General features: G+C 66.7%; 22 protein-coding genes. 6 read left to right on the top strand and 16 right to left on the bottom strand.

Going from position 1 to position 22,307, the window contains the following annotated elements:
* Nucleotides 1-37: 37 nt before the first annotated feature.
* Nucleotides 38-1,294, bottom strand: coding sequence for an FAD-binding oxidoreductase (locus tag HOP12_00515; GenBank protein NOT32634.1), 1,257 nt, complete (start codon nucleotides 1,292-1,294; stop codon nucleotides 38-40).
* Nucleotides 1,291-2,073 (bottom strand): prepilin peptidase, encoded by a 783-nt coding sequence (locus HOP12_00510; protein ID NOT32633.1) that lies wholly within the window; start codon nucleotides 2,071-2,073, stop codon nucleotides 1,291-1,293. Before HOP12_00510 ends, HOP12_00515 begins: the two co-directional genes overlap by 4 nt.
* Before the next feature lie 86 nt (nucleotides 2,074-2,159).
* On the opposite strand from HOP12_00510, the gene HOP12_00505 reads away from it, so the two are divergent.
* Nucleotides 2,160-2,489: a hypothetical protein gene (locus HOP12_00505; protein NOT32632.1), complete on the top strand. Its 330-nt coding sequence runs from the start codon at nucleotides 2,160-2,162 to the stop codon at nucleotides 2,487-2,489.
* Between the two features lie 34 nt (nucleotides 2,490-2,523).
* On the opposite strand, the gene HOP12_00500 is transcribed toward HOP12_00505, so the two are convergent.
* The 12 genes from HOP12_00500 to HOP12_00445 form a co-directional block, all read right to left on the bottom strand.
* Nucleotides 2,524-3,789: a hypothetical protein gene (locus HOP12_00500; protein ID NOT32631.1), complete on the bottom strand. Its 1,266-nt coding sequence runs from the start codon at nucleotides 3,787-3,789 to the stop codon at nucleotides 2,524-2,526.
* A gap of 2 nt (nucleotides 3,790-3,791) precedes the next feature.
* Nucleotides 3,792-4,283 (bottom strand): hypothetical protein, encoded by a 492-nt coding sequence (locus HOP12_00495; GenBank protein NOT32630.1) that lies wholly within the window; start codon nucleotides 4,281-4,283, stop codon nucleotides 3,792-3,794.
* Nucleotides 4,280-4,834, bottom strand: coding sequence for a type 4a pilus biogenesis protein PilO (gene pilO, locus HOP12_00490; GenBank protein NOT32629.1), 555 nt, complete (start codon nucleotides 4,832-4,834; stop codon nucleotides 4,280-4,282). Before pilO ends, HOP12_00495 begins: the two co-directional genes overlap by 4 nt.
* The gene (locus HOP12_00485; protein NOT32628.1) at nucleotides 4,834-5,412 is read right to left on the bottom strand and encodes a hypothetical protein; all 579 of its coding nucleotides are present in this window, start codon (nucleotides 5,410-5,412) and stop codon (nucleotides 4,834-4,836) included. The genes pilO and HOP12_00485 overlap by 1 nt, the downstream gene beginning before the upstream one ends.
* Complete coding sequence (pilM, locus tag HOP12_00480) at nucleotides 5,409-6,461, bottom strand: type IV pilus assembly protein PilM (protein NOT32627.1); 1,053 nt, start codon at nucleotides 6,459-6,461, stop codon at nucleotides 5,409-5,411. Before pilM ends, HOP12_00485 begins: the two co-directional genes overlap by 4 nt.
* A 13-nt stretch (nucleotides 6,462-6,474) precedes the next feature.
* Nucleotides 6,475-7,764 (bottom strand): hypothetical protein, encoded by a 1,290-nt coding sequence (locus tag HOP12_00475; protein NOT32626.1) that lies wholly within the window; start codon nucleotides 7,762-7,764, stop codon nucleotides 6,475-6,477.
* Nucleotides 7,761-8,258 (bottom strand): type II secretion system protein, encoded by a 498-nt coding sequence (locus tag HOP12_00470; protein NOT32625.1) that lies wholly within the window; start codon nucleotides 8,256-8,258, stop codon nucleotides 7,761-7,763. The genes HOP12_00475 and HOP12_00470 overlap by 4 nt, the downstream gene beginning before the upstream one ends.
* Nucleotides 8,255-8,761, bottom strand: coding sequence for a prepilin-type N-terminal cleavage/methylation domain-containing protein (locus tag HOP12_00465; GenBank protein ID NOT32624.1), 507 nt, complete (start codon nucleotides 8,759-8,761; stop codon nucleotides 8,255-8,257). Before HOP12_00465 ends, HOP12_00470 begins: the two co-directional genes overlap by 4 nt.
* 25 nt (nucleotides 8,762-8,786) lie before the next feature.
* Nucleotides 8,787-9,206: a prepilin-type N-terminal cleavage/methylation domain-containing protein gene (locus HOP12_00460; GenBank protein ID NOT32623.1), complete on the bottom strand. Its 420-nt coding sequence runs from the start codon at nucleotides 9,204-9,206 to the stop codon at nucleotides 8,787-8,789.
* 136 nt (nucleotides 9,207-9,342) lie between these two features.
* Nucleotides 9,343-10,605 carry a type II secretion system F family protein gene (locus HOP12_00455; protein ID NOT32622.1) on the bottom strand — a complete coding sequence of 421 codons (1,263 nt, stop codon included), beginning with the start codon at nucleotides 10,603-10,605 and terminating at the stop codon, nucleotides 9,343-9,345.
* On the bottom strand, nucleotides 10,605-12,329 hold the full coding sequence (tadA, locus tag HOP12_00450; protein NOT32621.1) for a Flp pilus assembly complex ATPase component TadA: 1,725 nt from the start codon (nucleotides 12,327-12,329) through the stop codon (nucleotides 10,605-10,607). Before tadA ends, HOP12_00455 begins: the two co-directional genes overlap by 1 nt.
* Before the next feature lie 12 nt (nucleotides 12,330-12,341).
* On the bottom strand, nucleotides 12,342-13,466 hold the full coding sequence (locus tag HOP12_00445; GenBank protein NOT32620.1) for a PilT/PilU family type 4a pilus ATPase: 1,125 nt from the start codon (nucleotides 13,464-13,466) through the stop codon (nucleotides 12,342-12,344).
* A 627-nt stretch (nucleotides 13,467-14,093) separates the two neighbouring features.
* Between HOP12_00445 and HOP12_00440 the strand changes: the two genes are divergently transcribed.
* The 5 genes from HOP12_00440 to HOP12_00420 all read left to right on the top strand — a co-directional run bounded on the left by HOP12_00440 (nucleotide 14,094) and on the right by HOP12_00420 (nucleotide 19,823).
* Nucleotides 14,094-14,930, top strand: a complete 837-nt coding sequence (locus HOP12_00440) for a hypothetical protein (GenBank protein NOT32619.1) — start codon at nucleotides 14,094-14,096, stop codon at nucleotides 14,928-14,930.
* Between the two features lie 19 nt (nucleotides 14,931-14,949).
* A complete protein-coding gene (locus HOP12_00435) occupies nucleotides 14,950-15,948 on the top strand; it encodes a hypothetical protein (GenBank protein NOT32618.1) in 999 nt (332 codons plus the stop codon).
* A 14-nt stretch (nucleotides 15,949-15,962) separates the two neighbouring features.
* A complete protein-coding gene (locus tag HOP12_00430; GenBank protein ID NOT32617.1) occupies nucleotides 15,963-17,414 on the top strand; it encodes a PorV/PorQ family protein in 1,452 nt (483 codons plus the stop codon).
* Between the two features lie 139 nt (nucleotides 17,415-17,553).
* Complete coding sequence (locus HOP12_00425) at nucleotides 17,554-18,567, top strand: hypothetical protein (protein ID NOT32616.1); 1,014 nt, start codon at nucleotides 17,554-17,556, stop codon at nucleotides 18,565-18,567.
* Between the two features lie 56 nt (nucleotides 18,568-18,623).
* A complete protein-coding gene (locus tag HOP12_00420; protein ID NOT32615.1) occupies nucleotides 18,624-19,823 on the top strand; it encodes a glycosyltransferase family 9 protein in 1,200 nt (399 codons plus the stop codon).
* Between the two features lie 13 nt (nucleotides 19,824-19,836).
* On the opposite strand, the gene HOP12_00415 is transcribed toward HOP12_00420, so the two are convergent.
* Nucleotides 19,837-20,925, bottom strand: a complete 1,089-nt coding sequence (locus HOP12_00415) for a thiamine pyrophosphate-dependent dehydrogenase E1 component subunit alpha (GenBank protein NOT32614.1) — start codon at nucleotides 20,923-20,925, stop codon at nucleotides 19,837-19,839.
* Nucleotides 20,925-22,220, bottom strand: coding sequence for a 2-oxo acid dehydrogenase subunit E2 (locus HOP12_00410; protein ID NOT32613.1), 1,296 nt, complete (start codon nucleotides 22,218-22,220; stop codon nucleotides 20,925-20,927). The genes HOP12_00415 and HOP12_00410 overlap by 1 nt, the downstream gene beginning before the upstream one ends.
* Nucleotides 22,221-22,307 lie beyond the last annotated feature (87 nt).

Raw genomic sequence — 22,307 nt, 5'->3', positions numbered from 1 at the left:
CTCGACCTCGCGACGTGTCATGCCCCGCGGGGAAGCGCTACCCCAGCACTCCGCCACCGTAGGCCAGCGGAACCGGAGTGCGACGTCGCGAGAACAGAGACATCGGGAAGCGATATCCGGTATTGGGCAGCGTCAGCTCGAGCGGCTGCGCATCGGTGTTGCGGCCGCTGACATTGGCCGTCACTACCTCGGAGGCCAGCCAGCCGATCACCGGGGCGGCCTTGAACCACGCGCCGCTGGTGCCGATCGCGACGAAGTAGCCGCGCGTGTCGGTGCGATCGACGATCGGGTACCAGTCCTGCACTGTGACGTCGTAGAGCCCCACGAGGCCCATGATCTGATCGGGCTCGAGCCACGGCACGCGCTTGCGCGCCGCTTCGAGCCGACGCTGGAGCACCGCTCGCTCGGCCGTCGGCTCGTGCGCGTCGGCCTCGGCGATCCACTCGGTCTCGTCCTCGGGCCACACCGCTCCGATGCGCAAGCGCTCGGGATCGGGGCGCAGGTAGTAACCGTGGCGAAGGTCCGCGATCACGGGCAGCGCAGCGAGCCGCTCGGCCTGAGAAGTCGCGGTCGCGTGCAGCACGACCTGTCGCAGCGGTGCGGTCTGAAGCGCGAGCGGAGAGCGGGCGACGAGATTCACCCAGCCCGAGTGCGGTCCTGCGCAGTTGATCACGGTCGGCGCTTCGAGCAGTTCGTTCGCGTCGGTTCGCACCCCTCGCACCGACAGGCCGCCGTCGCGCCACTCGGTGAGCACCTCGCGCACGCGCGCACCGGTCACGATGTTGGCGCCCGCCGCGGCGGCCGCGCGAGCCACGTCGCGCGTCGCCTGCTCGGGCGCGTCGACGTAGCCGCCTTCGGGCTCGTAGAGCCCTTCGACTGACTCGTCCGCATCGAACTGAAGCGTCGGAAAGCGCTGCGCCAGCGCGTCGCGATCGAGCTGCTCGGCGACGATTCCCACCTGCCGCATCGAGCGTGCGAGCTGCGGCGTGCTGGGCTCGCCGGCCGGCAGCAGGAACAGCACGCCACAATTGCGAAGTGACGCTCGCTTGCCCTGATCACCGGGAGGCACCCGATCGGACCAGCGTTCCCATTCGCGCAGGCCCTCGAGCGCCAGCGCCATCGCCGCCTCGTGGCTGTAGCGCTGGCGAACGATCGCGGTCGAGCGCGCAGTCGAACCGAGCCCGACGCGAGCCTCGCGCTCGAGCACCGTGACGCGGGCCCCGCGGCGCGCGAGGTGCCACGCAGTCGAGCAGCCGATGATGCCGCCGCCGATGACGATCGCGTCGTGGCTCACGAGCCGTGCAGAATCCTGAGGTAGGCGTTCATCCACACGTCGCCCCACAGAAACGCGATCATCGCGGCGGGGGCGAGCAGCGTGCCGAACGGGAGCGCGGTCTGGCCGTTGCCGCCGCGCCGCAGGATCAGCCAGCCGCCCCACAGGCTGCCGGCGAGTGCGGCGAGAAACAGCGTGACGAGCGTCATCTCCCAGCCGAGCACCGCCCCGAACATCGCGGCGAGCTTGACGTCGCCACCGCCCATGCCCTCGACCTTTCGGAACTTCCAGTAGAGCCAGCCGAGCAGCCACAGCAGTCCGGCACCCAGCGCCATGCCCCACATCGCGTGGCGCGCCCCGTTGGGGATCATCAGGGCGGCGGCGACTCCAATGAGCGTGCCGGGCAGCGTGAGCACGTCGGGCAGGAGCTGAAAGTCGAGATCGATCCAGGTCAGCGCGATCAGGATGCTGCCCCACAGCGCGAGCGGGAGGTAAGGCCAGATGATCCCGATCTTGAAGTAGAGCAGCAGCCACCACGCCACGCACATCAGCTCGATCACCGGGTAACGAACCGGAATGCGCTCACGACAGTGGCGGCAACGACCGCCCGAGAACAGCCAGCTGAATACCGGGATGAGCTGCAACGGGCCGAGCGGCTTCCCGCACGACGGGCAAGCCGAGCGACCGCTCACCCACGAGATGTGACGCGGCACGCGCCACACCAGCGCGGTGGCGGCGCTGCCGGCGATCAGTCCCATCGCGACGACCAGGAACACGACCACGAACGCATCGAGACTCAAGAGTTCACGCTCCCGTTGAAGGCGGCGCCGTGGATCTGCCACAATCGTGCACGGCCGCGCACCGAAGCTCCCACTCGAAGGTCTCCGTGTTCAACATGCGCATCGTGTTGTTCCTCGCCATCCTGGCCAACAGCCTCGACCTGGTGCTGACTGCGTTCGGAATTCACCTGTTCGGCAACCGCGAGGGCAATCCGCTGCTGTCGGGGATGGCGCATCAGCACTGGATCTGGTTCGTGATCGTGAAGGGCATCGTGGTGCCGGCTCTCATCCTGAGGCTCCACCACATGCGCCGCACCTCGCCGACACTGGCGTCCGCCGGCCTGGCGCTCGTGACGCTCGCGCTGACCGTGGCCCTCGGCCAATGGATCGGCTGGATGGCGGGCGTCCTGCACGTTGCTGCATTCACGCACCTGTAGCCGGCCGCAGTAGCGGCCGGCCCTCGCTTCGACGCTACTTCTTCTCCGGCAGGATGCGCGGCGTGACCTCGATGACGAGATCGCGCTTGGTGAGCGTGTAGTTGTGGTGCTGGAACAACAATCCGAGTCCCGGGATGTCCCCGAGAATCGGAATCCGAGTGACGTTCTTCGTCTCGTCTTCCTGAAGCAGCCCACCGATGATCACGGAGTCGCCGTCCTTGAGGCGCACCGTGGTCGTGGCCTGTCGTGTCGAGACGATCGGGAGGTCGTTGTTCTGACCCACGAAGCCGGTCACTGAGCTGACTTCGGGCGAGATCGTGGTGGTGATGTATCCGTCGGCGTTGATGAGCGGCGTGATGCGCAGCTTGACGCCGACTTCTTCCTTCTCGACGCGCTGGGTCGGCGCGGCAGCGCCGCCGGCGAACACGGTGCCGGTCACCACGTACGGAATGCGGCGCCCGATCAGCATGGACGCTTCCTTGCCGTTGAGCGTCGCGATGCGAGGAGTCGCGAGAACGCGGGCTCGACCATCGCGAACCAGGAGGTCGAGGGCGATCTGGAACATGTCGTTCTGGCGATTCCAGGGTCCGTACTTGATCTGCTCGCCGATCTTCTGATAGCCCAGATTGGCGGGGCCCACATCGGGAGGAGTGCTGCCGGGGATCGGCCCCTCGACAATCACGGCGGTCTGGCGATTCAGCTTGTCCCAGTCGATGCCGAGCGTCTTCAGGTCATCGGTCGACACTTCGATGATGCGCGCCTCCAGCATCACCTGCTGTGCAGGGACGTCCATGATGCGGACGACTTCGTTGATCTCGGAGATCACGCGCGGGCTCGTCTTGACGATCAGCCGATTGCCGCTCTTGTCGATCTGAATTTCTTTGCACAGGTCCTGAAGCGCCTCACGCACCTCGTCGGCGCCGGCGAACTTGAGTTCCACGATGTACGTGCTCAGCCCCGACTCCTGCTTGAGCGCCTCGGGCGAAGCAACGAGGATCGAGTTACCGATGCGCTCATAGGCGAGGCCGGCCGCGCGTACCACCAGGTTGACCGCTTGATCGACCGGCACGTCCCGGATACTGATCGAGATCCGGGCCTCGGTGACGCCTGGCCCCGTCACGATGTTCAGGCCGCCCTTTTCGGCCAGAATCCTGAGCAGCGCGGGAATCGAGGTGTTGTCGGCTTGCAGTGTGATCGGGCGATCCAGGTCGCCCGCGGCGTGAACCGAGGCGGGAAGTGCGAATAGAACGGCGGCCGACGCGATCATGAGAACGCGCAGGCAGCGCACGAAGTGGTTCACGCTCATTCTCCTTTCGACGCGAGTCGAATCACGAGCCGCTGGCCGTTCGACTCCAGCACCACGGATTCGGGAGTCATGCTGATGACCTGAAAGCCCGCGAACGAATCGCCGGGCTTGACCATGTAGTTGCGACCTTCGAAGACGAGAATCGCGCGGGGGTCGGCGTCGCTCACGATCGCGGTGACGACTGGTGCGGGAGGGGCGACCGGCTTCGACGGTCGCACGATGCGCGGAGTCGTCGGCCCGGTGGGGACGATCGGACGCGCCGCACCGTAGCTGAACGGGTCGCGCAACGTCGAGGGGACCTCGCCGGACTCGGCCTGTGCCAGGACGCGCTCGAGGCGAGCATAGGGTGCCGAGACCGCCGTGGGCTTGGCGGCGCGGGGGCGCCAGGGTCCGGCGGCGCGCAGGGCTTCGGAAGTCTGCAGCCCGATGACGGCCAGCGCGATGGCGCCGATCGCGAGCGCCAGAACGCGCTGCGGGCCCGGACTCACGAACGGCTCCCCGAGCGCTTGAGCACGTAGCGCACGATCGACAACTCGCACACGCTGCGGCCCGAGCCTTTCAACACGAAATGGTCCACCGCGATGAGACGTGGACTGCGCGAAATCGCATCCATGAATCGGACCAGGTCCGAGTAGTCCGCGCGCGCGGTCAGGCGCGCTCGAACCTGCACCGCCTCGCCCTGCTGCGCCGCGGCGCCCGGTTCGGTGGTGAGCACGTCCATGCCGCATCGATTCGCGATCTCGGATGCTTCCGACAGGAGATCGGCCGTCAGCTCACCGGAATTGCCCAGCTCGACGGCGCGCGCGGTCGTCAATGAGTTCTCGGCAAACAGCGCCACGACCCGCGGGGGCACCAGCACGGGCTGACGGTCCGGGTCGAGCGTCACGCGCATCGACTGCGCTCGCGTCGTCGCGTGCTCGAGGCGCGTGCGCGCCGGATGAAAGATCATGAAGTGCGTCGCGAGGAAGGCGAGCAACAGAGTCGCCGCCGCGACGATCTGCCAGTGGCGGCGGAGCTGTTGGAGGAGGAGGGTGTTCACTAGCGGCACTCGATCACGAATTCAGTCTCCGGATTGGAAGCTTCGACGGCGCGGCTTGAGGACAAACGAATGGACGAATACCCGGTCGCGAACAGCGAGTCCCCGCGCAGGCGCGCGATCAAGTCGGCGACCGGGCGCATGCGATCCTGCCCTGCCGGGACCCGAATGAACCCGGTGATCACCAGGCGATTCCGATCGGCGTCCAGTTGCGTGTTCTCGGGATTGGCTTCGATCGTCGACAGCGCGGCGGTCGGCGGCAACAGCTCGGCCAGCCGAATCAGACGCTGACGCCAGCGCGGCGCGCTGGCGCGAAACGACTCGACCGCCACCAGAGTGGTCCCTTCGACGCGCCACTCCGGCGAAGCGCCCGGAGTCCGCGCCGCGCGCTCGACGAGTCGCTCGACCTGCCGAGTACGGCTGATGAGTGCGCCACAGTTCAGGCCATACAGTCCGATGACCACCGCGAGCACGCCGAAGTAAGCCAGCCAGCCGCCGAGCTGAAACAGGCGCTGTCGGGCCCGAGCCTGTTCGCGCTGATACGCCTCGCGCCGAAAGTTGATCGTGAACACGGGACTCATTGGTTCCTCAATGCGAGTCCGAACGCCTGAGCAAATTGCGGCCCTGAGAGCGAGGCATCCGCGGAGTTCTGTCCGAGGATCTGCTGAATCGGATTGAGCAGCGAAACCGGCGAACCCAACAACTCGGACATGCGTGCCGCGAGGCCTGGCAGTCGCGCCGAGCCACCCGAGATCGAGATACGGAGCGACTCCGGCAGCGTCCCCTGCGTGCGATAGAACGCGATCGACCGCCGAAGCTCCTCGACCAGCACGGTTCGAATTGCTTCGAGCACGGCGCGCATCTCCGACGAGTCCCAGTCCACTCGCAATCCGGGCTCGTCCGCGCCCGCCGCCAGCTTCCACTCTTCGGCCTCGGAGAACGGCACCCGAATGCCACGCGCGATCGCGTCGGTGAGGTGTCGCCCACCAAAGTCGAGGCGCCGACTGAAGAACGGCTGGCCGCGCTGATAGAGGACCAGGTGCGAGAAATCCTCGCCCATGTCGAGCAGCAGGTGAGCGCCAGTCTCGAGCTCGGTTCCATACATCAAGGCGTTCGCGAGGGCGAGCGGAGTGGCGTCGAGCACGTCCGGTTCGAGCCCGAGCAGGTTGAGCGGCGCGAGGTGCCGCTGCATGTGATCGTGCGAGACCGCCGCGAGCAGGATCTCGAGTTTTCGCTCACTGGGGAAGCGCCCCAGGATCTGAAAATCGAGATTCATCGCGCTCAAGTCGAAGGGCAGATGCTTGCGGGCCTCGAAGCGCAGCGCGGGGCCGACTTCCGAGTCATCGAGGAGCGGGAGCGTGATCTGTTTGACGATCACGTCCGGTCCCGAGATGCCGAGCGAAATCCCGCGCACCGTTCGAACGGCGAGACCGGCGAGCGAGAACGCCTCGTTGATGACGTGCGCGAGCGTCTCGGGCGTGCGGCTTCCGTCGGCTCCGCGCGGAGGGAGCGGAACCTCCGCGATCCAGTGACGCATGCCACCCACGCCTCCCTGCAGGGCGAGCAGCTTGACGCTGAAATTGCCGACATCGAGGCCGGCCCACGGCCGGGATCGCAGCCCTGATCTCATTCGTTCCTTCGAACTAGTTCAGCGGTGGCTGGAGCTGGCGCCAGGAGCCGGCCACGAGATCCAGTCGGGTCGGACCCGACGACGACCCATTCGGGAGCGCTCCCTGTTCGATCAGGTCGTCGATCAACTCTCCGGCGTCGTCGCGAGCGTCGCCGACCGCGTGAGTGTATCGCAAGTTCGCGTAGCTCCCGATCGCCCACGTGCCCATGACTCGGCAGTTCTGCGCGAAGATCGACAGATAGTCGGACGTGACGCCCAGATCGCCGTCCTGATTCGAAAGGTCGTGTTCGAGCTTGACCGTTCCGCTCGAGACCAGGATCAGGTTGCAGTTCGAGGTCTCGATTCCGCCGTAGAACAGCGTTCCGACATTCGCCTCATCTCCGGTCCGTCCCGGCAGCGGTCGCGTCACGATGATCAGCGTGGCGACGCCGGGTCCGCTCCCCACGATTCTCGCGCACGGCTCGATTCGGAGTCCGTCCTTGAGCAACCACACCGCGGTCCCAGTCACTCGAATCTCGGCACGTCCCGCGTTGGTTCGGTAGAGACTCCATTCCGGCGAGAGCCCGTCCTCGGTCTTGTAGTAGGTCAATCCGCTACTGAGATTCAAATTCCAGACGCGATCGTTCGGAAGCGCTCCGGGTGTCGCAAGCACGAACGTCGCCGAGCCATACCGAGAGGACCACCACGAGCCCTCGACATCCGGAGTTGGAATGCTGCCCGCGGGGCGAACCTCGGGGAGGCAACCCGTCGGCCACGGCCCCGGGGAGCCACCGAGCTTCCAGATCTCTCCCTCGAGTACGGTCTGGTTGATTCGGTTGGTACCCCCCGAATCGGTGACGGCGACGCTCAGATCTCCGGTGAGCGTCATGAGCCGCTTGTAGATCTCGTTCCCGGGGCTGTAGTTGAAACGCGCCTCGACCAGCTGACGCTCGCCGTTCACTTCCGCGAGCGCGCGAATCCAGATCGGTCCACCGCCGCCGCTCAGGTTTCCGGTCGAGTCGCCCGAGTCGTAGTCCGCGCCCTGCTTGGCACGCGCCCAGATGACCTGATTGCTCGGCAGGTTCTGGCCCACCCGGCTCAAGTCGGCGGTCGAAGCCAACACGTAGCGCGCCTGCTGAATTCCGCCGATCGCACTCTGCAGAGATTGCGTCCGGTCGTAGGACTTGAAGAAGAACTGTGACTCGAAGCTCGAGAGGCTGAACAGCGACAGGCCGAGAATGCTCAGGATGAGCGCGAACATGATCACGCCAACGAGCATGAAGCCGTGCTGTCCGGCCCTCGGATGGCGAAGTCGTGGGGTCATGGCGTGCGGTTGTACATCCCGAAGGTGGAACTCAGCGAGACCGGCTGTCCCATGGAGGAGCGGAGTCGCAGCGAGTCGATGTGAACCAGTCCGAGTGAGTCTTCGAGACTCACCGTGAATCGCTCGGCCCGGCTGGGAACCAGCGGCCCGCGATCTGCGGTGACGTCGTCTCCCCAGTGAATGAGCGAGTCGGCCGGGTCCCAGTAGTAGCGCCCGAGAAGTGTTCCGCCGGCATCGTAGACGAACAGATCGGAGTTGGTGCTGTCGCCGGCCGCCGGAAGCACGGTGGCGTTGTTGCCGCTCCAAACGGTTGCTCCGATCGCCTCCAGCGCACCGGTCGCGTCACGCTGCGTAAGGGCCTGGGTCGAAGCGTCGATCCAAGTGCTTTGAGAGTAGAGATAGAACGTAACGAGCCCCATGGTGACGACGCCGGCAAGGGCCATGACGACGACGACCTCGACGAGCGTGAATCCGGAGCGCTGAGCGGATCTCATGGCTGAGGGGAGGGGAGAATCGTGGTGAGTCGAAGGGTGTCCGTGACCGCCGCCTGGGTCCACCCGATTCGAACCGTCGCAAGTCGATAGTCGTCGGTGTTGTGATCGACGTCGGCTGCGCTGATTCCATCGGCTGTATCGTCGATCGACTCGATGAGCCACAACTCGACACCTGCGGTACGACCATTGAGCGTCAATGCAATCGGGCCGTGACTGCCCGGCGTGAGATCGGTGAAATTGGCAGCGCTGTCTTGCATGGCTTGCATCTGCAGGGTCTCGATTCGTCTCTCCGCGGCGCCGAGCGCGTCGCGAGAGGTCGCGTAGCGATCGATCAGCCCGCGACCGATTCCGAACGTGTGAGCGAGCCCGACCACGGTGATCACGCTGATCAGCAACGCGACCAGAACCTCGGTGAGCGTGAACCCCGAACAGACATCCGGCGGCCGTGAACTGCAGGGCCGCCGGATGAGATCGGGAGAACTCATGTCTTGGGTCACGAGCACGATGAGCATCGAGTTGTGCCGAGTGCTAGGTGCCTTCCCAAGGATCGGGCAAAGGAGTTGCCCTGGAATACGTGTAGGTCACGGTCAAGCCCGCGGTCGGACGCCCCACGACTCCCGTCGCCACGACTCTGAATCCATCAGTAGGGGTTGCGGCAGTGACCGAGATGTCCCAATTCTGCAGCGCTTCGGTCAGGTCGCAATTGAGCGCCTGAGTCGCCGGAGTCGGATTCCGAACGAACACATCGGCGGAGTAGGCGCCGGTTCGCTGGAATTGGGTCTGCTCCGCCGTGATGACTGCACCGATGGCGCCCCGCGCCTCGGTGCGCTGTGCGTCTCTGACATAATTGATGTAGAGCGGCACCGCGACCGCCGCGAGAATCGCGACGATGACAATGACGACCATCAACTCCATCAGGGTGAAGCCGCGCTGGTTCTTGAGCCGCATGAGTTCTGCTCCTCCTCCGCGAGGGTGTTGGCTCTCCTCGAGGTGACGTTTCCGGCGGCGCATCCATGCGGCCGGCTGACTTCCGTTGGAGACGATTCGCCTCGTTCCGTGCGAGGTTGATCGCCGTTTGCGTTCGCTAATGCTGCAGCAGGCCGGAACGCATGGCCTGGCCGAGATTGAAGATCGGCAGGTACAGCGCCAGCAGCATGAGTCCGACCATGCCGCCCAAAACCACGATCGCGATCGGCTCGATCAGAGAACTCAGGCCATCCACCTGCGTGGTGACCCGCTGCTCGTAGAAGTCCGCCGTGCGAGAAAGCATGTTGTCGAGCTGCCCGGTTTCCTCACCCGTCGCGGTCATCTGGACGAGCATCTCGGGAAACACCCCGGTGTCGGCCATGGCCTTGGCGAGTGCATCACCCTCTTCGACCCTCGAACGGACCTGGTCGATTCCACGCTCCAGCACCTTGTTTCCGGGCACCGGCCGTATCACTTTCAAAGAGTAGAGGATCTGCGTTCCGCTACCGGTCAGGATGCTGAGCGTGCGAGCGAATTTCGTGATGGCATACAGGCGGATCAGAGGGCCGAAGACCGGCATGCTGAACTTGATCCGATCCCACCACAGGCGCCCCATTTCCTTACGCAGATTGTACCAGACGGTCACCCAGCCCAGCAGCAGGAGCAAGAGGAGGATGGGGAGATTGCGGACCGCGAGCTGGCTCATCCCGAGGACCAGCTGGGTCGGAATCGGCAGCGGTACCCGGAACTGCGAATAAATGACCGAAAACTTGGGGATCACCCAGATGATCATCAGAAACAGCATCGCCACCGCGATCCCCAGCACGAACATGGGGTACCGGAGCGCCGCCTGGACCTTGAGCCTCAGGGTCTCGGCCCGCTCCAGGTAGCTGGCGGTCTGGTCCATGATGGTGTCGAGGGTTCCGCTAACCTCGCCGGTGTTCACGAGGCTCACGAACACCTCGTCGAATGCCCCGGGGTGCTTTCCGAGCGCGGTCGACAGCGAGTCGCCCTTCTGCACGTCGTCGGACACCCGTTCCAGGATGCGGCCGAGCCGCTTGTCCTCGTGATCCCGAGAGATCGAGCGCAGCGAGCGCACCAGCGGAAGTCCTGCGCTGATCATGGTGCTGAGCTGCCGCGCGAACAGGGCCACCGCAACCGGTTTGACCGAGGTGCGCATGCGCTGCGCCACGTCGGCCCACTCGCGCGCGAGCTGGCCGCGCACGGCCAGGACACCACCGGGAGCACGACTCTCGACGTAGATGGGAATCAGCTTCGAGTGCTCGAGGATTCGCAGCACCTCTTCTTCAGAGGCGGCGACCTCGATGCCTTCGTGGGCTTTCCCGCTGGCGTCTCGCGCCCGGTAGAAGTAGCTCGGCATTAAATGGAGTCCGCGAGCGTGGCGGTCCGGATCTCCTCGATGGTCGTCTGACCGTCGAGGATCTTGCGGATGCCGCTCTTTCGCAGCGTCGCGACGCCATCGGCGATCGCACGCTGCTTCAGCTGATCTTCGTTCGCGCCGTCGAGCACCATGCGCCGCAGCGCGCGCGACATTTCGAGTACTTCGAACACGGCCGTGCGGCCATGATAGCCGGTCTGCTTGCACACCAGGCAGCCGCGCCCGCGGTAGAGCGTTCGGCCCGCCAGCAGCGCGCCGTCCTCTGCGAGCGAGGCGATCGCCTCGGGTTCGGCGATGAACGGCTCGCGACACCGTTCGCACACGCGGCGCACCAGGCGCTGCGCGATCACCAGCGAGACCGCCGAGCCGACCAGGTAGCGGGGGACGCCCATGTCGATGAGTCGCGTGACGGTTGCGGCGGTGTCGTTCGCGTGCACGGTCGAGAACACCATGTGGCCGGTCAGCGCGCTCTTGACCGCGATGTCGGCGGTCTCCGAGTCACGAATCTCGCCGACCATGATGACGTCGGGATCCTGGCGCAGGATCGATCGAAGCGCTCTGGCGAAGGTCATTCCGACCTTGGCGTTCGCGTGCACCTGATTGATCGAGTCCATGTGGTACTCGATCGGATCCTCGACGGTGACCAGGTTGCGATGCACGCTCTTGATCTCGTTGAGCGCCGCATAGAGCGTCGTCGTCTTACCGCTGCCGGTCGGACCCGAGATCAGGACCATTCCCCACGGCTGACGAATCGCGCGCTGAAACTGCTCGTACCCGACACCCTCGAGCCCCAGGTTTGCGACCGTTCGGTTGAAGGCGGTCTTGTCGAACAGGCGCATCACGACCTTTTCGCCGTGAGAGGTCGGAAGAGTCGAGACTCGGATGTCGACTTCGCGATCGGGCATGTGGACCGTGAGTCGCCCGTCCTGCGGCACCAGCCGGGTCGCGATGTCGAGATCGGCCAGCACCTTGATGCGCGAGACGATCGCCATCTGCAGGTGCTTGGGCGGCCGCATCTCCTCGTGCAGCACGCCGTCGATGCGATTGCGCACGATGATGCGTTCGCGCGTCGGCTCAACGTGGATGTCGCTCGCGCGGTTGGCGATCGCTTCCGCCAGCATCAGGTTGACGAGCCGCACGACCGGGGCGTCCTCGACCTGCTGGCGCAGCAGCGCCAGGTCCACATCGTCGTCGCCATCGCCGCCCGGGGTCAGGTCGAGCTTGTCGATGATCTCGCCGTACTTCTCGCTGGCGCGGATCTCCGAGTAGAACTCTTCGACCGCCTCGCGCACCTCGCTCGGGCGGCCGAGCTGCACCTTGAGCTGGCAGCCCGTGAGTGCTCGCAGATGATCGAGCGACACCACGTCGAGCGGGTCGCTCACCGCGACCTCGAGCGTGTCGCCGTCGCGCTGCAGCGCCAGCACGCCCGACTGCCGCGCGAGGTGTTCCGGGATCAGGCGCACCGCGGCGGGATCGGCCTTCGAGAGCTTCTCGGGGGTCGCGACCGGCAGCGAGAACTGCTCGGCCAGCAACTTCACCACGTCGCTCTCGTCCATGAAGCCGAGGCGCACCAGCGTCTGCCCGAGGCGCTCCCGCGGATCGGTCTTCGAGCGCATGGCCTGCTCGAGCTGATCGGGCGAGACCTTGCCACCCTCGATCACGAGCTCGCCGAAGCGCCGCGTGGACAGTCGGAAGGACAGGGGCATGGGGCTCGTTTCCTAGCGCGGCCGCGCGCCGGTTTCGGGCACCGCTGCGATTCGGTAGTAGCGCTTCTGAAGCAACGCGCGTTTCTCGGGATCCTCGAAGAACGGATAGGCGGTCTCGAACGCGATGGTGCCGCGCTCGACCAGCTCGGTGATCGACTCGTCGAGCGGCACCATGTCCTCGCGCAGGCTGGTCGCGATCACGTTCGGGATCTGATGCCCCTTGTCCTCGCGGATCAGATTCTGGATCGCCTGATTCACGAACATGATCTCGCGCGCGGCCACGCGACCCTTGCCGTCGGCGCGCGGCAGCAGCACCTGAGAGATCACCGCGCGCAGCGTGAGCGACAGCTGCGCGCGCACCTGCGACTGCTGATGCGGCGGGAACGAATCGATGATGCGCGTCACGGTCTGAGATGCGGACTGGGTCGCCATGGTCGAGATCACCAGGTTGCCGGTCTCGGCGGCGGTGAGCGCGATCGCCATGCTGGTCAGATCGCGCATCTCGCCGACGAAGATGATGTGTGGAAGCTGGCGCAGGGCGCCCTTCAATCCACGTGCATAGCTGCGGGTGTCGACGCCGACTTCGCGCTGATCGAACACCGCGGTCTTCGACCGGAACATGAACTCGATTGGATCCTCGACCGTCACGATGTGGCGTGCCGGTCCGGTCTGATTGATCTGCTCCAGGATCGACGCGATCGTCGTCGACTTGCCGGCACCGGTGGGGCCGGTGACGAGCACCAGCCCGCGAGTGAGCGCAAGCACCCGGCTCAGGACGTGCGGCGCGATTCCGAGCTCACCCGGCAGAGGAATGGTGAGCGGCACGATGCGCACCGCGCAGCCCCACGCGCCTCTCTGGACGTAGAGGTTGACGCGAAAATTTGCCACACCAGGTAACTCGTACCGGGTATCGAGCTCCAGGTCGCGCGTGAACTTCTCGTGGAGCGCGGGTGTCAAAAAACTTTCGGATAGCGAACGTGAGTCCGCGGGCGTCAGCACCGGCGCGCCCGGCATCGGGCGCAACGCACCCGAGATCGTCACCATAGGAGGGTGGCCGGCCGTGAGAATCAGGTCGGAAGCACCCAACCCCACGGCGCCACGCAAGATGGCGTCACGTTCGAGGACGAATGGGGTCATGGGGCGGGGGTCCGACTCACGCGCTGAGAGTGCGCCTTTCGATTGCGCGAGCGGTCACGGCTCGAGTGCTCCGCACGCAGTGGGTGATGATGCTAGGGGCGCGCTGAAATGCTGTCAACGATCCGACTTCATTCGTTTTTAGTAGATCGAAACGCACGACTGTGGCAAGTTCTCGCGCGCGCGGAACTCTGCAATCACGCCCCCGCGCCAGCCCATGGAGGGGCATTCTTCGAGAGCCCTCCTCGGCTCCGAACTTCGACAGGGAAGGTCGCCCTGCGTTGCATTCGGCGGGGTCCTCGTTTGCAGAATCCAAGGGGTCTCTCCGCCCCGCCTCCCAGCAGCACTTGCTCCGATTCGCCTCGAATCGCGCGAGCGCCGTGAATTCGCGGCTTCTCGGGCATTCGGGCCGCGTCGTTCGAACTTGCTCGATGCAGGGCACGGTTCGTGCTCAATCGCTGCGCGGCTCTTCGGCTTAGGCCGAGAGCCACGCACGGCCGCCAGGGAATCGGCGAGCCAGGCACGACCGGAAACACCGCCCTCGCATCTCGCATGTAGACGACGCGGTGGCCCCGGCTCGCAGTCCCAAAGGACGAGAGCGTGGGTCGCGACATCCTGGAGGAAGACACCATGCGCTTTCGCTCCTTTGTGCTGAGTGCGGCTCTACTGAGCCTCGCGATGAGCGCTACGACGTCGATGGCTCAAGTCACGCACAACAGCGTGACGCTGAACTGGACCACACCGGGAGACGACAGCTTGTTGGGAACGGCTTCACAGTTCGACATCCGCTTCTCGACCGCGCAGATCACGGCGGCGAATTTCGCGTCGGCGACTCGCTGGACGACCGGCGTGCCGGCGCCCGCGGCGTCGGGAACCAATCAGTCGGCGACGGTGAGCGGACTCTCGCCGAACACGACCTACTGGTTCGCGATCAAGACCGCCGATGAAGTTCCGAACTGGGCGGGTCTCTCGAACGTTCTCTCTCGCACCACGCTTGCCGCCCCGGATCTGATCCGGCCGGCCGCGATCGCGAACCTCGCGATCACGAACGCGACCGAGCGCACGCTGGCGCTCGGCTGGGCCGCGGTCGGTGACGACAGCCTCACCGGCACCGCGACGACCTACGACATTCGCTACTCGACCGCGCCGATCACGGCTGCCAACTGGGGCGCTGCGACGCAGGTGAGTGGCGAGCCGGCTCCCTCGGCTCCCGGAAGCAATCAGACGTTCACCATCAACAACCTCAACCGTCAGACGACCTACTACGTGGCGATTCGAACCACCGACGACGCGGGCAACGCCTCGGCGATCTCGAACGTCGCGTCGGCGACCACGCCCGACCAGACCGCTCCGAGCAGCATCTCGAATCTCGCTGTCGGTTTCATGGGTGTCGTGTGGTCGCTGGGTGCTACTCCGGCAGTCGAAGCGCCGCGAGTGACGCTCTCGCACGTCCGTCGTAACAGCTGATCCGATCAGGGAGAGATCCATGCCGAAACTCAGAACCCAGGAGCGGACGAGGCGACGCCTCGGGCGGTGGATTCCGCTCGGCCTCGTTCTGGTTCTCCTGCTGGTGCTCGCACCGGCACTCGCGCGCGCGCAGGCTCCGGACACCGCGTCGGTGACGCTGGCGTGGACGTCGCCCGGCGATGACGCGAACGTCGGAACCGCGACGACGTACGACGTGCGTATGTCGACTGCTCCGATCAGCGCCGGCAACTTCGACGCGGCGACCGCGCTCGGAGGACTTCCGACTCCGCTGTCGGCCGGCACGCGCCAGACGGCGCGAGTCTCGGGGCTGACGCGCGGCACGACCTACTACTTCGCGATCAAGACGGTCGACGACGTCGGCAACTGGTCGGGGATCTCGAACGTGGTGCGCTTCGACTGGGTGATCGACTCCGCACCTCCCGGTACTCCGAGCGGCGTGAGCGTGACCCGCCAGGGCGCCGACGCACGCGTGCAGTGGGCCGCGAACAGCGAGCCGGATCTGGCCGGCTACCGCGTCTATCGCGCGACCACGCAGAACGGCAGCTACACGCGCCTCAACAACAACCTGATCGTCGCAACGCAATTCACCGACAACTCGGTGCCGGTGGGTGGCAGCGAGGTCTGGTACAAGGTCACCGCGCTCGACGCGACCGGCAACGAGAGCGCACGCAGCACGGGAGCCGTCCTCTCGCTCACCGGCGAGGGTGCTTCGGCCGAGTGGCGAATCGATCCTGCGTATCCGAATCCGGGCCGCGTCGGTGGCTCCGTGAACGTTCCGGTCTACGTCGCAGGCGGAGGCTCGGCGGAACTCATGGTCACCGACGCCGCGCGTCGCATCGTGCGCCGTTACGACCTCGGCTCGATGCCGGCCGGTCCTCAAACCGTGGTCTGGGATGGCCGCAACGATGCAGGCCGTCCCGTGGTGCCCGGTGTCTACACTGCGTGGATCATTGCCGGCGGCACGCGCCGCAACGTTCGCGTGGTACTCGTCCCATGACCGCGGGAGCTGACATGAACCGGATCCTCAAGCTCGCGGCCGGGGCTGCCATCGTGATGGCGCTGGTCGCGGCGGGCTTCGCCCACGCCGACATCAATCAGGCCGGCACCACCGCGGCCAACTTTCTTTCGGTCGGCAGCGGCGCGCGCGTGCTGGGCATGGGCGGCGCGACGCTCGGTCTGACCGACGACATCTCGAGCGGCGCGTGGAATCCCGCCGCGGTCGCCTGGGCGCAGCGCGGCGAGCTCGTGCTGTCACACGCGGGCCTCGACGACGGCAGCGCTCAGGAGTGGCTCGGCTACGGCGGCCGCTTCGGCAACTCGCGTACGTCTTGGATGGTGTCGGGCCTTTACCAGGGTCTCGGCGGCATCGAAGGTCGCGACGCTTCGAACAACCCGACCGGCACTCTGAACGCCTCCAGCATGGCGTTCGGCGCTCACGTCGCGCATCGCGTGAACGAATCATTCGGCGTCGGCTTCGCGGCCAAGGGCGTCAGCGAGCAACTCGCGGGCTCGTCGGGACTCGGCATGACGTTCGATGCCGGCGCGACCTACCGCACCGGCAACCTCGGCTTCGCGCTCGCAGGCCAGAACATGGGCGGCCAGATGCGCTACTCCGGCGTGCCCTATCCGTTCCCGTGGAACGTCGGCGCCGGTGTCGCCTACACGCTTCCACAGTCGGGCGTGCGACTGGCGCTCGACGCGAACTTCCCGAAGGCCTACTACAACGACGTGCGCCTGGGCGCCGAGTGGCGGTGGCGCGAGATGCTCGCGTTGCGCGCCGGCTATCGTCACGAAATGAGTGACCTCGGCAACGATCCGCTGTCGGGCCCGAGCTTCGGCCTGGGTGCGGGGCACAACGGCTACTGGCTCGACTACGGCTACCTGATTCCGAGCGACGGCGAAGCGCAGCATCGGGTCGGCTTCCACTTCACGCCCGGCAACTTTGGCGGCGGGGGAGACGGCTACGGCAGCATCGAGTCGATGGAACCCCAGCGCCGGCCGGCCAAGGCGACGCCCGCTCCGAAGCCGGTCGCGGCGAAGCCGGTGAAGGCTGCCAAGTCGCTCAAGCCGGTCGAGGCGCCGAAGGCTGAAGTTGCGAAGGCCGAGCCGAAGCCCACGCAGAGCAAGCAGGCGGACGAATCGATGAGCGTCACTCCGGCAGTGCGTCCTTCGGAATCGAAGATCGCGCCGGTTCCGGTCGGCGCAACCGAGACCAAGGCGGCTCCGGCTCCGCCCGAGCCCGAGAAGGTCGAGGCGCCGAAGATCGAGTCCAAGCCCGCGCCTCCGGCGCAGGAAGCGGCCCCGCAGAAGCGTCCGGACAAGGTGACCGTCAAGGATGGCGACACGCTCTACTCGATCGCCAAGCGCTACGGGCTCTCGGTTCCGGAAGTGATGATGGAGAACAACCTGGTCAACGAGTCCGTCAAGCCTGGCCAGGTGCTGCGGATCCCGAAGAAGCGCTGATCCCCGGGATTCGATCGAAGGGCGCGGGAGCGATCCCGCGCCCTTCTTCGTTTGGGGCGGGGCTCAAATTCGCTGCGGCTCGAAGCGTCGCAAATAATAGAGGCTGACAGATCGGAGACGCGGACGGCACAATGTCCCCATGCTCTTCAGCGGCACGTTTCGCCGCGGCGTGAACACCCCGCCGATCGCGCGCCCGTTCGCGCTCGCGCTGGTTGCGCTGATGCTGGGTAGCGTCGCCGCGCACGCGGTGGAACTCCAGCCCGGCGACTACGTCATGCTCGCGCCGGACGCCGGCCCGCGGCTGTGGCGCATCGACCCGGCCACCTTCCAGCGTGAGTTGATCGCTTCCCACGGGCTGATCGGGCAAGGCGGTCGCATCGCAGTCGACGCGCGGGACCGCATCTACGTACCCGATCAGACCAACGGAATCGTCGAGGTCGACGCGGCGACCGGTTCGCAGACGCAGCGCTTCACGCTCGCGGAGCTCGGTAACCGGGTTCCGCGAGGGCTCTGCATCGCACCCAACGGCGGGCTCTACGTGGCCGCGGGGGACGCGATTCTGTGGCTCGACGTCGCGGCGCATCAGTCGCGCGTCGTCACCTCGGGCGGCTGGCTCAGCGAGCCGCACGACGTGGACGTTGGCCCCGATGGCCGCCTGTACGTCGCTGAGTTCGCGATCCCGCTCAGTACCGCATCCCCGCCGTGGCGCGGCAGCATCGTGCGGGTGGATCCCTCGAGCGGCGCGCAGACGCGGGTCGCGGAGCACGGCAACCGGTTGCTGGGACCGTTCGACATCGAGGTCGCACCGGACGGCTTCATCTGGACCGCGAACCGCGGCTACGTCTCGGGTCGGGAGGGTGCCTTCTGTCGCACCGATCCGAACAGCGGCGTCTCGGTCGCCGTCAGCCAGGGCGTGCCCGGTTACTCATCCATGCGCTCCCAAGCACTCACGATCGGCGCCCACGGAGAACTGCTGCTCGCGGATTGCCTGACCGTCGGTCCCAATTGCGCAACGCCGTTCCTCTATTTGCAGACGTTGTTTCCCAATGGCCCCACTTACCCGATGCCGGTGGGCCCGATCGCAACCGCGCCGGCGGGCGCAACGAGCACGCGCGCCGCGAGCTGGGGCCGACTCAAGACGCGCTACCGATAGTTGGGCTGCGAAGCGCTGCTATAGTCGCGCGCCATGCGCGAACTTCGGGGCGGGTCATGAGCTTTCGCACGGTCGCCGCCGCCGGAGCGGGCCCGCTGCTCACCACGCTGTTGCGTGCTTCGCGTCCCGACGAGGCTGCCGTTCGCGCGTTCGCCGATCCGGAACGCGTGAAGCGCGTGCTGGTAATCAAGCTGCACGATCAGCTCGGCGACTTCCTGGTCGCGACCCCGGCCGTGCGCGCGCTGCGCCGCCGCTATCCGAACGCGCGATTGGTGTTGCTCACGCGCGAGTTCCTGCGCCCGCTCGCCGAGCGCAATCGCGATCTCGATCAGGTCGTGAGCCTGCCGCGCATCGAAGACGCGGCTTCGCTCGCTCGTTTCGTGCAGGCCGTTCGAGTGACCGCCACGTTCCGTCCCGAGCTGACGTTCGTGATGAACAGCGTGTCGCGTTCGAAGAGCGCCGACGGATTCGCCGCGCTCTCGCGTGCGGGATGCGTGGTGGGGCGGAGTCGGGTCGGTGATGGGCCGGTGCCCGACGCGGAGCCGCTCCCCGTGCTGCGAGATCCGGTCTACGACCTCGATGTTCCGGTCGCCCGCGGCTCGACCCACCAGACCGCGCGGCTGCTCGATCTGGTGCGCTGGTGCGGCGCCGATGCGGGGCCCGATCTGGTGCTCGAACTGGATCCGAGCGAACGACTCGTGGCGCGCACCCGTTTCGAGGAACTGTGGCGCGCTTGCGCGCCGGTCGACGCTTCCCCGGGCCCGGCGGGTGCTCGGGTACGCTGGATCGGTATCCATCCGGGGGCCGCGAACCCGCTCAAGTGCTGGCCGCTCGACCGCTTCGTCCAACTTGGTGCGGCACTGGTGGGAGACGCACCCGCCGCAGGGCTCGAGCGGCCGCACGAAGCTCGACGCCTGATCGTGTTCGACGCGCCGCGCGAGCGCGGCCGCGCGGCGGCGGTACACGTTGGATTGCTGGCGCGCGGTGTTCGTGTGGCGTTCGCGCCGGCGGGTTCGATCGGCGACTTCGCGGCCGCGTGCTCGGCGCTCGATCTGCTGATCTGCAACGACTCAGGAGTCGCGCACATTGCTTCTGCGCTGCGGGTGCCGAGCGTCTCGTTTCACGCGCTCGGAGATCCCGCCGAGTGGGGACCGCAGCACGATCGTGCGGTGACGTTCTACGCGCCGCGCGCCATCGAGGCCCTGGAGCTCGAGCCGGCGATCAGCGCGGCGGAACGTCTGCTGGCGAGCGGGTGACTCGGATTCATGACTAGAGCGGGAACGCGCCGTCGAACCTGGTGCCTTCGCCCATCGCGATCGCGTAGCGCATCTGCTCTTCGATGTGGCGCGGCACCTGGGAGTAGACATCGCGGAAAAGCGTCTCGATCGCGGGTGGCGGCAGCGCCTCCGCTTCGGTCACCGCGACCGAAATCTCGTCATTGATCTCTTCGGTCCAGCGCTCCTCGTCGCCGTCCTTCAACAAGCTTGCCCCGCGCAGCCAGGCGCGCAGGCGCGTGACCGGGTCCTTCTTCTCCCACTCGGGCACGAGGTGCGCCCCGCGGTAGCGCGAGGGATCGTCGCTCGAGGAGTGGCCGCCCATGCGAAAGGTCACGGCTTCGATGAGCGTGGGGCCTTCGCCGCGGCGCGCTCGATCGGCGGCCTCACGGGAAGCCGTGATGACGGCGAGGATGTCGTTGCCGTCCACGCGCACGCCCGGGAACCCGTAAGCGACCGCCTTGATGGCGATGCTCTCGGAGGCGGTCTGCTGGGAGACCGGGACCGAGATCGCCCACTGGTTGTTCTGGCAGAAGAACACGACCGGCAGTTTGTAGACGCCGGCGAAGTTCGCCGCGGCATGGAAGTCGCCGCCGGAGGTCGCGCCGTCACCGAGGTAGCCGATCATCACGGTGTCCTCGCGCCGCAGCTTGGCGGCCCACGCCGCACCGACCGCGTGGGGAAGCTGCGTGCCGATCACCGACGACCAGGCCACGCTGCGCACCCTGCGATCGCTGAAGTGCATCGGCATCTGACGCCCGATCAGCACGTCGCCACTGTTGCCGATCAGCTGGCACACCACTTCCTTCATGCTGGTGCCGCGCCACATCGAGACGCCGAGTTCACGGAGCGCCGGGAAGATCCAGTCGGTCGCGCGCCATGCGTAGGCCGAGCCGACGATCGCCGCCTCCTGGCCTCCCGCGGTGCCGTAGAAGCCGATGCGGCCCTGGCGCTGAAGCGAGAGCATGCGCTGATCCAGCACCCGCAGCTTGAGCATGTGCCGATGGAGCGCGAGCAGATCGGCGTTCGGAACCTCGGGCGCCTCGCCGACCAGTCGACCTTCGGGGTCGAGTACCTGCTGCATCATCCGATCACCTCGGGGGTCAGCCAGCTTGCGGGCTTCTCGAGTCGTGCGATCAGCGCGTAGAGGAAGTCCGCGCCGAGCGCGCCATCCACCACGCGGTGATCGAGCGACAGCGACAGGTTCGTCATCTCGCGGATCACGATCGCGTCCTCCACCACCACCGGCTTCTTCTTGACCTCGTGCATGCCGAGGATCGCCACCTGCGGATGATGCAGGATGGGCGTGGCGAGCAGTCCGCCGCGCGCGCCGGTGCTGGTCACGGTCAGGGTCCCGCCCTGCATTTCCTCGAGCTTGAGCACGCCGTCGCGCGCCCCGCGGGCGAGGCGCTGGATCTCGCCCGCGACCTGCAGGAGGGTGCGCCGGTCGACATCGCGGATCACCGGCACCATCAGGCCCTGCTCGGTCGCGGTCGCCATGCCGACGTGGAGCGACTTGCGCACCACGATCTCCTGGCTCGATTCGTCCACGCTGGCATTGAGCAGCGGGAACTTCCGGATCGGTTCGTCGAGCGCCTTCACGAGATAGGCGAGGAAGGTGAGCGTCACGCCCTGCTGACCCGCATGGGCGAGGGTCGCGCTGCGGTGCGCGACGATCGCCGACATGTCGCACTCGGCGACGAAAGTGAATTGCGCCGCGCGCTCGAGCGAATGCTTCATGTGCTCGGCGATTCGACGTCTCATCCCGCGAATCGGCAGGCGCTCATCGCCGGCTGCTGCGGCCAGCGGGCCATCGCTCGCGGCACGCGGCCGCTCGGCGACCGCGCCGGGTTGCGCCGCGCTCGCCGGACCGCTCGCGCTCTTCACATCCTCCGCGACGATGCGACCGTTCGGGCCGCTGCCGCGCAGGCCTGCGAGTGCCACGCCGAGCTGCCTGGCGAGGGTTCGGACCGCGGGAGTCGAGTGCACCTGGCCGCTCGGGGCGAGCGAGCCGTAGTTCGGGGTGCGGCCGCTGTAGCTCTCGGCCGTCGCGGCAGGCGCGCCGCGGCCCGACGGGGTTTCGTGGTGCGTCCCTGCGAAGGTCGCGCCCGTCTCGTCGGCCGGAGTCGCGCCCGCGATGGCGCCCACCTCGATGCTCACGATCACGGTGCCGACCGGCACGACCTTGCCCTCGGCGACGTGCACCGCGGCGATCACGCCGTTGCGGGGCGAGGGGATCTCGACGGTCGCCTTGTCGGTCATCACTTCGACCAGCGGCTGGTCCTCGCGCACCGCGTCGCCGGCCTTCACGAACCAGCGCACGATCTCGCCTTCGGCGACGCCTTCGCCGATATCGGGCAGCTTCACGTCGAAGGCCATGGCGTCTCCTAGTGCACGAAGTCGAAGCGCCCGAGCTCGGTCTCGCGCTCGGTGAACCGCTGGCAGCGCAGATCGAGCGCCTGATAG

The sequence above is a fragment of the Candidatus Eisenbacteria bacterium genome (assembly GCA_013140805.1).
Taxonomy (GTDB): domain Bacteria; phylum Eisenbacteria; class RBG-16-71-46; order RBG-16-71-46; family RBG-16-71-46; genus JABFRW01.
The sequence above is the reverse complement of the archived record's forward strand: the minus strand, read 5'-3'. Positions and strand labels throughout refer to the sequence as shown.